Source organism: Actinomadura sp. NPDC048955 (assembly GCF_040649435.1).
Lineage (GTDB): Bacteria > Actinomycetota > Actinomycetes > Streptosporangiales > Streptosporangiaceae > Spirillospora > Spirillospora luteofluorescens.
This window is the reverse complement of sequence record NZ_JBEZJI010000028.1, coordinates 21843-34250: the sequence shown is the minus strand read 5'-3', so window position 1 is coordinate 34250 and position 12408 is coordinate 21843. Positions and strand designations below refer to the sequence as shown.

Genomic DNA, 12408 nt, shown 5'->3' with positions numbered 1-12408 from the left:
ACGCTACACGCTGTCAGCGTCCGCACAGGGCGTCCGGGAGGGCGGCCTTCATGGCTTCGTCCAAGGCGGGGCCGCCGCCCGGGTTGAGGTTGACCATGACGGTGGCCTGCCTGCCGCGCGTGGTGGCGCCTGTGCGGACGCTGAAGCCGAGCATGTCGCCGTCATGGCTCCAGAAGCCGTCCTTGCAGGTGGACGAGTTCTCGACGGGGATCCACTCCAGCCCCAGACCGTATTCGGAGCCTGAGGTGCGGCCCGTGGGGCGGGTGGTCAGCATCTCCCGCAACTGCGCCGGCTCCAGCAGGCGTCCTCGGAGGACGGCCGCCAGGAAGCGGTTCAGGTCGGCGGCGCTGGAGATCATGCCGCCCGCGGCCCCGCCGACGGTCGGGTTGAGGCGGGTGACGTCCACCAGGTCGGACTGCGGCCGGACGTAGCCGCGGGGGTGCGGGCCCGGGATGCCCGGAGCGTCCGTCGGTGCGAAGGTGTCGTGCAGTCCGAGCGGGCGGATCACGCGCTCGCGGATCTCCTCGCCCCAGGGGCGCCCCGTCACGCTCTCGATGATCATCCCGGCCAGGAGGTAGTTGGTGTTGGAGTAGCCCCAGCCCTTACCGGGTTCGAACTCCCGCGGGTGCGGCAGGGCGATGTCCACCAGTTCGCGGGCCTCCCAGTGCCGGAGCGGGTCCTTGAGCACGTCCAGCGGCGACAGGTAGTCCAGGACGTCCGGCAGCCCGCTGGTGTGCTGGAGCAGTTGGCGGACGGTGATCTGCCGCCCGTCGTTGTCCGCGCCGCGCACCACGCCTGGCAGGTACCGCTCCACGGGAGCGTCCAGCTCGATGCGGCCCTCGCCGACGAGTTGGAGGACGACGGTGGCGACGAACGGCTTCGTCAGGCTGCCGATCCGGAAGCGGCTGCGGGGGTCGACCGGGGTGTTCGTGCGGATGTCCGCGACTCCGCCGGTCGCCGTCAGGCTGCCGTGCCGGTCGTGGACTCGCACGAGCGCCCCCGGAGCGCCGTCCGGACCGCTCAGGCTCTCCACCACCCGCCGCAGGTCGGCGGGGCCGGGCGTGGACGCGTTCGCCGGGGTGGTCGAGGCCCCCACCGCCAGGGCCAGGACGACGGCTACCGCGCTGCGGGGCAACAGGTTTCTTGTGAGCATGCATCGGGACGATAGGAAGCGGCTGTACGAGCGCACATCCAGCGTGTGAGCCATCCGTGCCCTCATCCGCTAGGGGGAAGTGATGGCTTGTCGTGGGTTCGGACGGTTCCTACGGTTGAGGCATGGACGAACGGGGTGTGCGGGGGCCGGGGGCGGTCGAGGCTGTCCGGTGGTGGGGGCGGATGGCCCGGAGCCCGCTCGACACCTACGGGGCGCTTGCCAGACGCTACGGGGACGCCGTGCGGGTGCCGTTCGGACCGAACCGGGCCTTCTTCCTGCTGTCGCGTCCCGAGCACGCCGAGCGGATCCTCGTCGCCAACCAGGACAACTACGTGAAGGCGTTCACGTATCGGCCGCTCCGGGCCGTCCTCGGGGACGGGCTCCTGACGAGTGAAGGCGGGACGTGGCGGCAGCACCGGCGGGTGGTGCAGCCGGTGTTCGCGCAGCGGCATGTCGTCGGGTTCGCGTCGCAGATGGTCGACACGGCCGCGCAAGCCGCCGGACGGTGGCCTGACGGGGTCGCGCTAGATGCGGCAGCGGAACTGCGGCGGCTCACGCTGGGCATCGTGGGGCGGGCGTTGTTCGGCAGCGAACTTGAAGGGGAAGCCGAGAAAACGGGGCGAGCGCTTGAGGCGCTCCAGAGGGCTGCCGTGGTCGGGACCTTCTTGCCCGGGGCTACCGCAAAGCGCGGTGTGTATCAGCGGGTGCCGGGGCTTGGGGGCGCACTGGTGCACCTTGACGGCATGGTCCAGCGGGTCGTGAAGGGCTCGTCGGGTGGCGAACTGTTGAATCTCCTCAAGGAGAGTGGTCGGTTCAGCGAGGCGGAGCTGCGGGACGAGGTTCTGACCCTGCTGCTGGCCGGGCACGAGACCACCGCGGCCTCGCTTGCGTGGACGTTCATGCTCCTGTCGAAGTACCCGGCGGCCAGGGACCGCCTGGAGGACGAGGTGGACGAGGTCCTCCAGGGCAGGGAGCCGAAGGCAGAAGACGTCGACCGGCTCCCGTGGACGAAGGCGGTCCTGTCGGAGGCGATGCGGCTCTATCCGCCTGCCTGGACCATCGAGCGTGACGCCCTTGAAGACGACGAGGTCGCCGGAGTGCGGGTGCCGGCGGGTTCGACGGTCGCCGTGCCGCCGTATCTGATCCATCGGAACGCCGAGGTCTGGCCCAATCCGGAGGGTTTCCAACCCGAGCGGTTCATGGGGGAGCAGAAACATCTCCGGTACGCGTATCTGCCGTTCGGCGGTGGGCGCCGCATCTGTGTGGGCGCCGGTTTCGCGATGCTGGAGGCGACACTGGTGCTCGCCACCATCGCCCGGACGCACCGGCTCGACCTGGTGCCGGGTGTGACCGTGCCCGTCCGGGCGGAGATCACGTTCCGTCCCGCCGGGGCCCTTCCGATGCGGGTCGTGCGGAGATAGGCCGCTCAGGCGGGCCGGATGTTGTGGTTGCGGTGGAACACGTTCTGCGGGTCGTAGGCTCGCTTCACCTCGCGTAGCCGCCGGAAGTCCTCCGAGGTGTAGGCGGTGGCCGTCCTGGACGTGTCGTGCAGGAAGTTCAGGAAAGAGCCACCGGTCGCGAAGGCTGCGAGTGGTGCGGCGTCGCCGGCGGAGCCGTCGATGGTGAGGGAGAACGGGACGTCCCGGTGCCCGACCGGGCCTGCGTCCAGGGCGGGACGTGTCATAGCGCCGCCCCAGTGCCGGACCTCGATCCCGGACGCGTCACTCTGGGCGATCGCTGAGATGAGTGCGTCGGGTAGGTCGGTGTAGAGGTGGAAGTGAAGAGGCGGGGTACCGCCCAGCGACTCGGTCTCGGCGTAAGGCATGGTCCGGAAATCGTCGTGCAGCGGCGGACCCGCGACCTCTAGTAGGGAACGCAACGCGCGAGCGCCTTCCGTGGCGGTTCCCGCATAGACGGCGCGGACGGCGACGACCCGGCCGTATCCAGCGTGGTTCGCCAGTGCCACAGAGACGGTGAGCGCGTCGGGGCGCGTGGGAGCCTCGTCCCGGAAGCGCGAGAGCACGTCGGCGGCCCGTTCGGCCGGGAACAGCGCGATCCCCGCGTAGACCGTCGAGACGGGCTGGAGCCGGAACTCCAGGGACGTGACGACGCCGAAGTTGCCGCTGCCGCCGCGCAGGGCCCAGAAGAGGTCGGGGTGGCGGTCGGCGTCCGCGGTGAGGTGGCGGCCGTCGGCGGTGACGAGTTCGGCGCGCAGCAGGTGGTCGGCGGCGTAGCCGAACCGGCGGGACAGCCAGCCGACGCCGCCGCCGAGGGTGTAGCCGGTGACGCCGACGGAGGCGTGCGAGCCCGACAGCGGCGACAGGCCGAGCGGAGCGGCCGCGGCGATCACTTCGCTCCAGCGGGCGCCGGCCTCGGCGCGGGCGATGCGGCGGGACGGGTCGACGAGCACGCGGGACATGCGGGACGTCCTCAGCAGCAGCCCCTCGTCCGGCGGGACGACGGTGCCGTGCCCGGTGGCCTGGACGGTCAGGGGCAGCCCGCGCTCGCGGGACGCGAGGATCGCGGCGCGGACGTCCGCGGGGCGGGTGGCGTCGACGGTCAGCGGCTCGGCGGTGCGGATCGGTGTCCGGGTTGCGGTGTCCATGACCTCTTCCTTTCGGAGGATTTTTCTCCACTTATTCGCACCGTAGCACTAGTCGGAGGTTTTGTCTCCAGTTAGCGCGGGACGTGGCATAGAATCGGAGGACGGGCCTCCACTACGCTGGGCTCATGGGTACGAAGCAGCGGCCGCTGCGGGCCGACGCGCGGGACAACCGCGACCGGATCCTCGCCGCCGCCCGTGAGGTGTTCGTCGAGCAGGGGCCGGGCGCGCCGCTGGAGGAGATCTCGCGCCGCGCGGGCACCGGCATCGCCACGCTCTACCGGCGCTTTCCAGACCGGCGGACGCTGACGAGGGCCGTCGCCCTCGACGCCCTGGAGCGCACCAGGGACGAGGTCAAGCGCGCGCGGGACGAGGAGGAGACCGCTTTCGCCGCCCTCGTCCGCTACATGCATCGCGTGCTGGACATCCGCATCGGCGCCGTCTTCCCCGTCCTGCTGGACCAGATCCCGTTCGACGACGAGGAGATCGCCGCCACCCGCGAGGAGGGCGTCGCCGTCATGCAGGAGATCGTCGCCGCCGCCCAGAAGGACGGGGACCTGCGTCCGGACGTCACCCACGGCGATGTCGGGATGCTGCTCGTGCGGCTGTCGCGCCCGCTGCCGGGCCCGCTGCCGAAGGAGACGGGCGAGGAGTTGGCGCACCGGCACCTCGACCTGCTCATCGACGGCCTGCGCGGTGGACGTCCCGGTGAGCTCGGCGGACCGGCGCTGACCTTCGACGACCTGCGGTCCCTGGGGGACGGCCCGGAAAGGTGACGTTCGGGCAGTAACGGGCACAGGCCAGGACATGAACATCTCAGGCATCATCTCCGCGATCGTCATCGGTGCGATCATCGGAGCGCTCGGCCGGCTGCTGCTGCCCGGCCGCCAGCCCATCGGCGTCCTCCTGACCGTGATCGTCGGCATCGTGGCCGCGATCATCGGGACGGCCATCGCGCAGTCGGTCGGCGTGGCCACGACGAGGGGGATCGACTGGATCGAACTGGTCTTCCAGATCGGCCTGGCGGTGATCGGCGTCGCGATCGTCGCCGGCCTCCGGGCCAGGCGCGGCCATCGCCGCTACGAACGCTGACGGCCCGCAGGCCCCGTCCACAAGGCTTCAATCACCTGTCGCCCGCCTGACCTGGGGGGTAGTGGTCACCTCTCCCATGCGCCGGCCATGTGGCCGCCTCCGGCCGCCGTCATGCGGATCTCGTCAAACCGTGCTTGCGGTCGGCGAATCTTTGCTCTCATAGGGCGACCGAAAGGACGCGGAGAGTGACGAAGGGCGGGGGAGACCGATGGCGGGGGGACTTGCGCCCGTTGCGGGACATCAGAGGTTCCTGCTGTTGCGGAGACGGTTCCGGCGGGCGGCGGTCGTGGTCACCGCCGGATTCCTCGGCTGGTATCTCGTCTTCGTCGGGCTGGCCGCGTTCGCGCGCGGGTTCATGGCGCGGACGATCGCCGGCAACGTCAACGTCGCGCTGCTGCTCGGGCTGCTCCAGTTCGTCTCGACGTTCGCGCTGACCCTGGGGTACCTGGCGTACGCGCGCCGCCGGCTGGACCCGCTGGCCGGTGAGCTGCGGTGACGGGGCGAGCGCTGACGTTCGGGCTGTTCCTGGCGTTCATCCTGATCACGCTGGCCATCACGGTGCGGGCGCGGGCGACCACGCGCGGCGCCGACGACTTCTACGCGGGCGGGCGGACGTTCACCGGCCCGCAGAACGGGATCGCGCTCGCCGGCGACTACATGTCGGCGGCCTCGTTCCTCGGCATCGCCGGGATCATCGCGCTGAACGGCTACGACGGGTTCCTGTACTCGATCGGGTTCCTGGTGGCGTGGCTGCTCGCGCTGCTGCTGGTCGAGCTGGTCCGCAACGCGGGCCGGTTCACGATGGGGGACGTGCTGGTGCGCCGGGTGCGGCGGCAGGCGCCGGTGCGGCGGGCCGCGGCCGTGTCCACCGTGACCGTGTCGGTGTTCTACCTGCTCGCGCAGATGGTCGGGGCCGGGGCGCTGGTGTCGCTGCTGCTCGGCATCCATCGCGGCGAGCGGTTCCTCGGGATGGGCGCGGCCACCGCGAAGACCGTCACGATCGTGGCGGTGGGCGCGCTGATGATCCTCTACGTGGCGTTCGGCGGGATGAAGGCCACGACCTGGGTGCAGATCATCAAGACCGGGCTGCTGATGGCCGGGGCGGTGGTGCTCACGGCGCTGGTGCTCGGCAGGTTCGGGTTCGACGCCGGCGCGATGCTCGGGTCGGCCGCCGACGCGAGCGGGAAGGGCGAGGCGTTCCTGCGCCCCGGGCTCCAGTACGGGCAGGACGTCCCGGGCGACGCCTACCGAACCGTGGTCAACAAGCTCGACTTCATCAGCCTCGCGCTCGCCCTCGTGCTCGGCACGGCGGGCCTGCCGCACGTCGTCGCGCGGTTCTTCGCCGTCCCGGACGGGCGGGCCGCGCGCACGTCGGTGTCGTGGGCGATCGGCCTCGTCGGCGTCTTCTACCTGATGACGCTCGCGCTCGGCTTCGGCGCGGCGGCCCTGGTGGGCCGGTCGGCGATCGTCGCGCAGGACCCGTCGGGCAACACCGCGGTGCCGCAGCTCGCGCAGGCCGTCGGGGAGCACGTCGGCGGACGGGCCGGCGGCGACGTCCTGCTGGCGTTCATCGGGGCGGTGGCGTTCGCGACGATCCTCGCGGTCGTGTCGGGGCTGGTGCTGGCGTCGTCGACGTCGCTGGCGCACGACTACTTCGGCCAGGTGCTGATGCTCGGCCGCCCGCGCGAGTCGCAGGAGGTCGCGGTCGCGCGGTTCGCCTCGTTCCTCGTCGGCTCGCTGGCGATCGTCCTGGCGGTGGTGGCCCGTGACCTGAACGTGGCGTTCCTGGTGGCGCTGGCGTTCGCGATGGCCGCCTCGGCGAACGTCCCGGCGATCGTGCTGTCGCTGTTCTGGCGCCGGTTCAACGCGGCCGGGGTCGTCGCGGGCATCTACGGCGGCCTGGTCGCGTCGCTGGTGCTGGTCGTCTTCTCGCCCGTGGTGTCCGGCAAGGTCGATCCGGTGACGGGGGAGAGCCTGTCGCTGTTCCCGGCGGGCGTCGACTTCCACCTGTTCCCGCTGGAGAACCCGGGCCTCGTCTCGATCCCGATCGGGTTCGCGTGCGCGGTCGCCGGGACCTTCGCCGGACGGGAGAAGGCCGACCGGGACCGCTACGACGACCTGTCGGTCAGGGCCCTGACGGGTGCAGGATCACAGTGACCGGGACGCCGCGCACGGGTTAGCATGCCGTGCCCGGTTTGATTACCCGTGAGTACGGAGGGCTGATCCGGGAAGATCCGCGCTGTCCGGGACCGTGCCCTAATGTGCCGAGTGCCCGGGCCAGGGGCGGTTCGCGTGGCAGAATGTCACCCGCCGTGGAGCACGGTGGTCAGCCAGAGGGAGGGGCGGCGTGTCCGAAGCCGGTCGGCGCCGTCCGGCGCAAGCCCGACCGGCCGTGCCGTGGCTCCGGCTCGGCGCCCGGACGACCGCGGCCCTCGCCGCCCTCACGCTCGGCGCCGCCGTGGCGGTGCCCGCGGCGATCGTCTCCGGCACCCCGGCGCGGGGCCGCACCGTTCGCGGCGCGTCCGCCGGCGCCGTGGCCGGGTCGCTGCTGAACGCCCCGACCGACCAGATCCGCTCCCGCGAGTGGCACCTCGACGTCCTGCGCGCCCAGAAGGCGTGGCGGTACTCCCGGGGACGCGGCGTCACGGTCGCCGTCCTCGACACCGGCGTGGACCGGCGGCACCCCGACCTCACCGGGCGCGTCGTCACCGGACCGGACCTGACCGGCGGCGTACGCCGTCCGGGCAGCCGCTACTGGGGCCTGCACGGGACGTCCATGGCCAGCATCATCGCAGGTCACGGCCATGGGCCCGAACTGTCGCAGGGCATGATGGGCGTCGCGCCGCTCAGCGGCGTCCTGTCCGTCCGCGTCACGCTGGAGAACGACGACCCGCTGCGCCGCGACAACGGGCAGCAGTCCGGCGCCGGCGGCGACCGCGACGCGGTGGCCCAGGGCATCCGGTACGCCGTCGACCACGGCGCCGGGATCATCAACATGTCGCTCGGCGGCGGCCGCCAGTCCTACAACGGCACGCCCTCGCAGGAGAGGGCGATCCGCTACGCGCTCTCCAAGGGCGTCGTGCTCATCGCCTCCGCCGGCAACGACGGCTCCGGAGCGAACCGCAGGAACTTCCCCGCCGCCTACCCGGGCGTGATCGCCGTCGGCGCGCTCGACCGCCACCTGCGCCTCTGGAAGGACAGCAACAGGCGCTCGGGCGCCGCCGTCTGCGCGCCCGGCGTCGAGATCGTCAGCGCCGACGCCAGCAACGGCTACGTCGTCGGGACGGGCACCAGCGCCTCGTCCGCGATGGTCGCCGGGGTCGCCGCGCTCGTTCGCTCCCGCTACCCGAGGCTGAGCCCCGAGGAGGTCAGGCGGGCGCTCATCCAGGGCTCGCCCGCCCGCCCCGGCCATCCCACCGGCTCGCCCGAGTGCCGCGGTCCGGTCGACGCGGTCCGCACCCTCGTCGCCGCCAACCAGATCAACAAGACCTCCAGCGGGCCGGTGGAGACGCCGCCGCCCCCTGCCTCGACGCCGCGGCCGGCCGCGCAGCCGTCCGGCCGCGACTCCGGGGTGCTGTTCCCGCTCGTCCTCGGCGGCGGAGGGCTGCTGGTCGTCCTCGGGCTCGTGCTCGGGTGGCGGCAGCGGCGGCGCCCCGAGGAGAACCCCGCCGACACCGACGCCGTCGCCGACTACGGCCTGCCGTCCGCCCCGGCGGCCCCGCGCGAACCCGCCGCCGTGCCCGCGGCTCCTGCCGAGACGTACGCGGCGCCCGTGGTCGCGCCGGTCAACGCGCCCCTCTTCCAGAACAACGAGGTCTTCCCGGGGCCGGCGAACGTCCAGGAGCCGCCCCCGCCGGGCGCCCTGCCGCAGAACGGCCCGCTCTGGGACGTCCCGCAGCCCGAACCCGGGCCCGTCGCCTTCGCGCCGCCGGAGTCCGGTTTCGCCGACCCCGCACCGCCGTCCGGCTGGGACGGGGGGCCGCCGCGCCCCGTCGAGCCGAAGGGGCCCCCGATCATGCCGGGCGAGTTGCGCCCGTTCGTCCCCGACGAGTTCAACGCGGGCGGGCACGGGACGCGCAACGGGCACGACCCCCTGAACGGGCCCGTGAACGGGCACGACCCCCTGAACGGGCCCGTGAACGGGCACGACCCCCTGAACGGGAACGGGCCCCTCAACGGGCATGACCCCCTGAACGGGAACGGGCCCCTGAACGGGGACGGGCACAGCGGCGCCCCCCTCAACGGGTCGGCGCGCGACGAGCCGCCCGTCCTCGATGACGACGAGTGGGACGCCTTCCGCCGCGGCGCCCTGGAGGTACCTGACCAGCCCGAGCCGGGCACGGCTCCGCTCTCCGCGGTACCCCCGGAACCGCAGGACGAGCCGTCGCCCCCGCCCGTACCCCGCCCGGACGAGGGACCGGCCGACGCGTTCCCCGACGTCCCGCCGCCCGGCTTCGGCGGCGCCGAGCCCCCGGAAGGCCCCTTCCCACCGCCGGACCCGGCCGACGGCGAGCCGCGCGGACGCCACTCGCGGAGGCCGCGTCCCGGCGAGGACGAGGACTACCGGCCGCCCTGGTGGTGAGCGCGGTACTCCGGCGGGCGTAGCGCGAGTGCCTCCGGCCAGACGATGCGTCCCCCCGTACCCCTCGCCGAGCATCGACTTATCCGAACACAGGAAGGTCGATGAACCATGTTGACGACGTTGGCGACGCAGGCGGCCGCGATGCACCCGGGCGGCTGGCACGACGGGGACGCCCCCGCGTTCTGGCCGGTCTTCCCGATCACGTTCGGCCTGTTCTGGCTGGCCGTGCTCGGCACCGCCTTCTACTTCATCCGCCGCCGCGTGCACGACGGCGCCGCGGCGGCCAGGGCGGCGGCCGACCCGATGACCAAGGCGCGCTCGATGCTCGCCGAGAGGTTCGCCCGAGGCGAGATCGACGAGGACGAGTACCACGTCCGCATGTCCGCCCTCCGCAACAGCGACTGACGGCGCGCTCGCGGGGCAGGGCCCCCACCCCGGAGGCCGACCACTGGTCAGTCGGCGGCGGCTTCCTCGAAGATGCGGTCGATGCCGTCCGGGTACATCGGTGCCTGGACGGCGGCGTCGGCGAAGCGGGTGAGCAGGCGGGCGAACTCGGTGCGCTCCCGCTCCGACCAGTCGGCCATCAGGTCGTCGAGGTAGGCGCGGCGGAACCGGTCGGAGACCTGCTTGACGCGCCGGCCGGACTCGGTCAGGCCGAGGTTGGCGCGGCGCGCGTCGACGGGGGAGGGACGCCGGGACACCAGGCCGGCGTCGATGGCGTGCCCGACGAGGCGGCTCGCCGTGGACGGGTCGATCTCCAGCCGTTCCGCGACCGCGCCGACGGTGATCTCGCAGGACGGCTCGTCCGGGCGCGCGCAGGCGGTGAGGGCGGCGACCGCGTTCACCACCATCAGGTTCGACAGCTGCAGCGGGCGCCCGTCCGTGGCGGTCTGGGCGCGGACGCGCTTGACGAGGTCGGGCTTGGCCCACACGCGGCGGAGGTGGAACAGCGCGGTCGCGATGTCGGTGAGGACGCCGTCCGCGGCGGATGCGGAAGGGCTCCCGTCCCGGGGCGCGTCCCGCTCGGCGGGCCGTCCCGTGGCGGAGGTCTCCGTCGCCATGCAAGGTCTCCGTTCCGGACGCGGACGCTGCGGATCATCCACTCTAACGTATGCAAAATACATATGTTGCGGGCCCGTGGGAACGCCGTTCCCCATGAGACACACGGAGCGGAAGAGCCCCAGGTGAACGGGGATGTGATGCACTGAACCACCGGCATCCGTTCACCGGGATCCGCCGGAACTTGTCCGCCCGGACGCGTAGCATGGCTCCCGCCCGAACCCGGACGACCCGGGATCAGTAACCACAGAGGGGACCTGATGCGAGCGGCGAACGCCCCCGGTGACCCCCGCGGTGAGCTCCCCCCGCAGGACCGAGCCGACGACGACCGACCCCCGGCCGAACCCGGCGCCGACGACGCGGAGGGCGGGGCGGACGACGCCGCGTTCAGCGCCGGCGGGCTCTCCGAGCGCGACCGCCGGATCCTCGCCTTCGAACGGCAGTGGTGGAAGTACGCCGGCGCCAAGGAGCAGGCCATCCGCGAGACGTTCGACATGTCGGCGACGCGGTACTACCAGCTCCTGAACATCCTGATCGACCGGGCCGAGGCGCTGGAGTGCGACCCGATGCTCGTCAAGCGCCTGCGCCGGATGCGGACACAGCGGCAACGCAGCCGTGCCGCGCGGCGGCTCGGCATCCGGCCCTGACCTGGCCCACCATGGGGCACGTGAACTCTCCCCGCTCAATGACCGACGCAGGCACCGAAGGCCTCGACGCCCTCCGCGACGACCCGGCCGGGGCCGTGCTCGGCTTCGACTTCGACGGCACCCTGGCGCCGATCGTCGCAGACCCGGCCTCGGCGAGGGCCCACCCGGACGCCGCCCCGGCCCTGGCCCGGGTGGCGCCGCTGGTCGGCTCGCTGCTGATCGTGACCGGACGTCCCGCCGCCGTGGCCGTCGAGTACGGCGGATTCGAGGGCATCGACGGGCTCATCGTGCTCGGGCAGTACGGGCTCGAACGCTGGGAGTCCGGCACCCTGACCGTGCCGGAGCCTCCGCCGGGCGTCGCCGAGGCCCGCGCGAAGCTGCCCGGAGTCCTCGCCGCCGCCGGCGCCCCGCCCGAGACGTTCGTCGAGGACAAGGGCCAGGCGCTCGCCGTCCACACCCGCAGGTGCGCCGAACCGCAGGTCGCGCTCGACCGGCTGCGCAGCATCCTCGCCGCGCTCGCCGAGCGGACGGGGCTGTCCGTGGAGCCCGGACGGTACGTCCTCGAACTGCGGCCGCCCGGCATGGACAAGGGCAAGGCGCTGCGCTCGTTCATCGACGACCGCGGGACCCGTCCCTCCGCCGTGCTGTTCGCCGGGGACGACCTCGGCGACCTGGCCGCGTTCGACGCCGTTGACGCGCTGCGGGCCGAGGGCGTGCCCGGCGTGCTGGTGTGCAGCGGCTCGACCGAGGTCACCGCGCTCGCCGGTCGGGCGGACCTCGTGGTCGACGGGCCCGCCGGCGTGGTCGACCTCCTCGGCTCGCTCGCCGAGTCCCTCTCCTGACCCCCCGCCTCCCGGACCCGGCGCCGTCTCGGGGCGCTGGGGGCCGAGGAGTTGTTCGCCAGGTGATAAGAGTCACGGCTCGACTTGTCGTATCTCGCGAGACTCCGGGGGCCGGTGTGGAACGGGGGGTTAATTAGGCCAAAATATGGTGAATTGTGGTGAGTGCGGTCCGCGGGGGAGTCGCACGAGGGGACATCGGGAGGCGAGACGGTGGACACGGAGCCGGGACTTCCGCGCCGTCCGGACGAGATCAGGCACACGCCCTCCCAGGGCATCCCGAGGGCCACGCCCAGGGAGGGAACGCCGGTCCGACCGCCCGGCCCCCCCGTACCGCCAGGCCCACCCATCCCGCCGGACGCCCCAACACGCCCGATAGTCCACACCACCCCACCCGCACCCGCGCCCGCACCAACCGCGCCCCTAAATGGCGC

General features: G+C 72.7%; 12 protein-coding genes. 9 read left to right on the top strand and 3 right to left on the bottom strand.

Annotated elements, in window-relative coordinates; genetic code table 11:
- Positions 1–13: 13 nt before the first annotated feature.
- Positions 14–1153: a serine hydrolase domain-containing protein gene (locus AB0C84_RS25155; RefSeq protein ID WP_361070702.1), complete on the bottom strand. Its 1140-nt coding sequence runs from the start codon at positions 1151–1153 to the stop codon at positions 14–16.
- Between the two features lie 122 nt (positions 1154–1275).
- Between AB0C84_RS25155 and AB0C84_RS25150 the strand changes: the two genes are divergently transcribed.
- Positions 1276–2574: a cytochrome P450 gene (locus AB0C84_RS25150; protein ID WP_361070699.1), complete on the top strand. Its 1299-nt coding sequence runs from the start codon at positions 1276–1278 to the stop codon at positions 2572–2574.
- 5 nt (positions 2575–2579) lie between these two features.
- Here the strand turns inward: AB0C84_RS25150 and AB0C84_RS25145 are convergent, their stop codons facing one another.
- Positions 2580–3758 (bottom strand): FAD-binding oxidoreductase, encoded by a 1179-nt coding sequence (locus tag AB0C84_RS25145; protein WP_361070696.1) that lies wholly within the window; start codon positions 3756–3758, stop codon positions 2580–2582.
- A gap of 125 nt (positions 3759–3883) precedes the next feature.
- Here AB0C84_RS25145 and AB0C84_RS25140 point away from each other — a divergent pair, with 125 nt between their 5' ends.
- The 6 genes from AB0C84_RS25140 (at position 3884) to AB0C84_RS25115 (ending at position 9834) form a co-directional block, all read left to right on the top strand.
- The gene (locus AB0C84_RS25140) at positions 3884–4531 is read left to right on the top strand and encodes a TetR/AcrR family transcriptional regulator (RefSeq protein WP_361070693.1); all 648 of its coding nucleotides are present in this window, start codon (positions 3884–3886) and stop codon (positions 4529–4531) included.
- A gap of 31 nt (positions 4532–4562) precedes the next feature.
- Positions 4563–4847 (top strand): GlsB/YeaQ/YmgE family stress response membrane protein, encoded by a 285-nt coding sequence (locus tag AB0C84_RS25135; RefSeq protein WP_361070690.1) that lies wholly within the window; start codon positions 4563–4565, stop codon positions 4845–4847.
- A 256-nt stretch (positions 4848–5103) separates the two neighbouring features.
- Positions 5104–5343: a DUF485 domain-containing protein gene (locus tag AB0C84_RS25130; RefSeq protein ID WP_246395926.1), complete on the top strand. Its 240-nt coding sequence runs from the start codon at positions 5104–5106 to the stop codon at positions 5341–5343.
- On the top strand, positions 5340–7004 hold the full coding sequence (locus tag AB0C84_RS25125; protein WP_179844261.1) for a cation acetate symporter: 1665 nt from the start codon (positions 5340–5342) through the stop codon (positions 7002–7004). Before AB0C84_RS25130 ends, AB0C84_RS25125 begins: the two co-directional genes overlap by 4 nt.
- Positions 7005–7194: 190 nt before the next feature.
- Positions 7195–9429, top strand: a complete 2235-nt coding sequence (locus tag AB0C84_RS25120) for a S8 family serine peptidase (RefSeq protein ID WP_361070685.1) — start codon at positions 7195–7197, stop codon at positions 9427–9429.
- A gap of 108 nt (positions 9430–9537) precedes the next feature.
- Positions 9538–9834 carry a hypothetical protein gene (locus AB0C84_RS25115; RefSeq protein ID WP_361070682.1) on the top strand — a complete coding sequence of 99 codons (297 nt, stop codon included), beginning with the start codon at positions 9538–9540 and terminating at the stop codon, positions 9832–9834.
- A 47-nt stretch (positions 9835–9881) separates the two neighbouring features.
- Here AB0C84_RS25115 and AB0C84_RS25110 read toward each other — a convergent pair whose 3' ends face one another.
- Positions 9882–10490 carry a MarR family transcriptional regulator gene (locus AB0C84_RS25110; protein ID WP_361070679.1) on the bottom strand — a complete coding sequence of 203 codons (609 nt, stop codon included), beginning with the start codon at positions 10488–10490 and terminating at the stop codon, positions 9882–9884.
- Positions 10491–10748: 258 nt separating this feature from the next.
- On the opposite strand from AB0C84_RS25110, the gene AB0C84_RS25105 reads away from it, so the two are divergent.
- Both AB0C84_RS25105 and otsB read left to right on the top strand, forming a co-directional pair.
- Complete coding sequence (locus AB0C84_RS25105) at positions 10749–11135, top strand: DUF3263 domain-containing protein (protein WP_258940615.1); 387 nt, start codon at positions 10749–10751, stop codon at positions 11133–11135.
- Positions 11136–11173: 38 nt separating this feature from the next.
- On the top strand, positions 11174–11977 hold the full coding sequence (gene otsB / locus AB0C84_RS25100) for a trehalose-phosphatase (RefSeq protein WP_361070675.1): 804 nt from the start codon (positions 11174–11176) through the stop codon (positions 11975–11977).
- The last annotated feature ends 431 nt before the right edge of the window (positions 11978–12408 follow it).